4 protein-coding genes are annotated in these 2,343 nt (G+C 43.7%); all 4 read right to left on the reverse strand.

Going from position 1 to position 2,343, the window contains the following annotated elements; all coding sequences use genetic code 11:
* Window positions 1–951: tape measure protein (locus tag ACNART_RS17775; RefSeq protein WP_416303672.1), on the reverse strand; the 951-nt coding region annotated here is incomplete at its 3' end.
* 40 nt (window positions 952–991) lie between these two features.
* Window positions 992–1,222 (reverse strand): DUF4035 domain-containing protein, encoded by a 231-nt coding sequence (locus tag ACNART_RS17780; RefSeq protein ID WP_167392461.1) that lies wholly within the window; start codon window positions 1,220–1,222, stop codon window positions 992–994.
* A 44-nt stretch (window positions 1,223–1,266) separates the two neighbouring features.
* Complete coding sequence (locus tag ACNART_RS17785; protein WP_416303673.1) at window positions 1,267–1,683, reverse strand: hypothetical protein; 417 nt, start codon at window positions 1,681–1,683, stop codon at window positions 1,267–1,269.
* Between the two features lie 65 nt (window positions 1,684–1,748).
* A partial coding sequence (locus ACNART_RS17790; RefSeq protein ID WP_416303674.1) for a hypothetical protein occupies window positions 1,749–2,343 on the reverse strand: 595 nt, incomplete at its 5' end.

Here is a 2,343-nt window from a genome sequence, read left to right on the forward strand (position 1 = left end):
AGCGGCTTGTGCATAAGTGGCTTGAGTCCATTTGGCTATTTTTATTGCAATAGCCGTCATGGCTAAAGCTTCCGTTACTCTCATCACTTCAGAAAAATGATTCGATAATGCAGAAAGCCCCGTTGTTAAAAGCTGAGTCGCACCTGTACCTTGGTTCGCTTCACCGATAAATTTTGTTATCGCCGATTGAAGATTAGTAAAACCTTGGCTAACCGTTGTCACGCTGGTAGCAAATTTTTTATCCACACTGTCGGCTACACGTTCTAAGGCTTGAATGACTTTCTCAATCGTCATTTCACCGTCTTGGGCTTTCTTCCTTAGTTCACCCACACTGACACCCATTCCGTCAGCGATAGCTTTCGCTAACGCAGGGGTTTGCTCCATCACCGAATTCAGCTCTTCCCCACGTAACTGACCTGAGGCTAATGCTTGACCAAATTGGATTAATGCCGCTTGGGCTGCGGTTGCACTCGCGCCTGAAATCGCTACCGCTTTTGAGACGGTTTCCGTGAGTTCAGCCACTTTTTGCTGACTTAATCCTAGGCGATCGGCATTATCCGCAAAACGTTGATAAACCTGTGCTGTGGCATCCAATGATTGATAGGTTTTTTGGGCAATATCATAGACCGCTTGTGTGGCTTTATTTAACTCGACAGAACTTTCCGTCACCAGTTTTAAGCGGTTCTGTAATTCCGTCCAACTATCAGCATAATTAATGACTTGATGAATGGATAATGCACTTGCGGTGACACTCGCAAAACGGGCAAAAAGCGCCGAAGATTTTGCGGTTTGCGATACCATTCGCTCTTGTTGTACGGTGATAGCTTGAAGACTGACGCGAATACTTTGCCCAAATTGTTCTGTTTGGCGCTGGCTACGGTTGATCGCATTTATGAAATTTGCCGTATTCAGCGTCAAATCGATATTTAGTCTCCCCAATGCGCCAGCCATAAAAACTCCTTAAAACAATAAAAAAGCCCCAACAAAGGGGCTATCGATGAGCCAATACATTCTGAGTAACACTATCCCACTCTTCAGCTTCTGTGGGCTTTTTCTGCCACATTGGCATAAAGTCAGTTAATTGAGGTGGGGTAGATTTCGGATCACGATTTATCATCGCTAAAAGATGTGCCACTTGTGCCATCCGATAATCCTCTCGCCACAAACCAAAGGGTTGTTTGCGATAAAAAGCTTCATATTCACACAAGTGGCTTTCGGGCATTTGCTCGATTTCCGCGAGGGTTTTTCCCAATGCCAGCGACAATATCAATTGAAATTGTCGCCGGTCTCCAAGTTTTTTTCGCTATTCCCCGCTTCGGCCGTAAACACCGCATTAGAGAACCCTTGCCCTAGACGATTAAGACCTTTTAAGTCTTCTTCATTTTCAGCATCAAAAAGCAGTTCCCCTTTTTCATCACACAACTTAAAGGCCAACATTCTGGCGACATCATATTCATCGTAGACACGATTTATCGCTTCATTAAATTGTTCGGGATCGTCTTCGTCTAAATAAATGTCCTGCTCTTCGGCGAGCTTGATTTTAATTTGACGAAGTTTGCGCTGAATGTAATTCATGGTGCCAACATCCAACTCTTTGACATAAAAGGTGTTGTCTAAATAGGTAAAAGGCGTCACTTTCAGTGCTTGGTTTAACACTAATTCACGCAATAAAGCGTTAGACATAATCACTCCTAAGATTTTTTATCGAGAAGGGAGAAGAGAAATAATGAGGTGGATGAATTAAGGGGTTATTTCTTCACATTCAAATAATCACGGCCAGACAATTTAATCGAGATCCCCGAATCCATCATTTGTCCTACACTGCCATCAATGTTCATGCCCGTTTCGACGGAGCCGTAATAAAACATGGAACCCTCATCTCGTGTTAAGACCATTTTCACCGCAAATTTTTCTTTGCTGTTTTCATATTTACGCAAGAGTCGTTGCACCTCACTGGAGCTATAACGTAAGAAAAAGGTCAATTTAATTGAGCCGTATTCCGTATCGCCGGATTCATATTCCTTGCCATCACTGCAAATGGTGGTGACATCGATTTGTTCAGTCGTTGAACCGTCTTTGCTGAAGCTTTTTACCGCACAAAAGTTATTAGACCATTGAATACGTTGTGCTTTGGCGTTTGCAAAATCCGTGGGTAACGTTTTATCACTCCAATCCACTTCGTCGCACAGGGTCACTTTGTTGCCATCAACCTGTGCAACAGGAAAACGTCCATCTAACTCCCCGAATCCCGATAACATAATCATGTCATCGGCTTTCAGCTTATTATTGGCGATAGTAATAGTTGCGGGTGATAACGTCGCTTCCGTCACGGTCATCGCCTCC

The sequence above is a fragment of the Proteus sp. LHD240705 genome (assembly GCF_047921555.1).
Taxonomy (GTDB): Bacteria; Pseudomonadota; Gammaproteobacteria; order Enterobacterales; family Enterobacteriaceae; genus Proteus.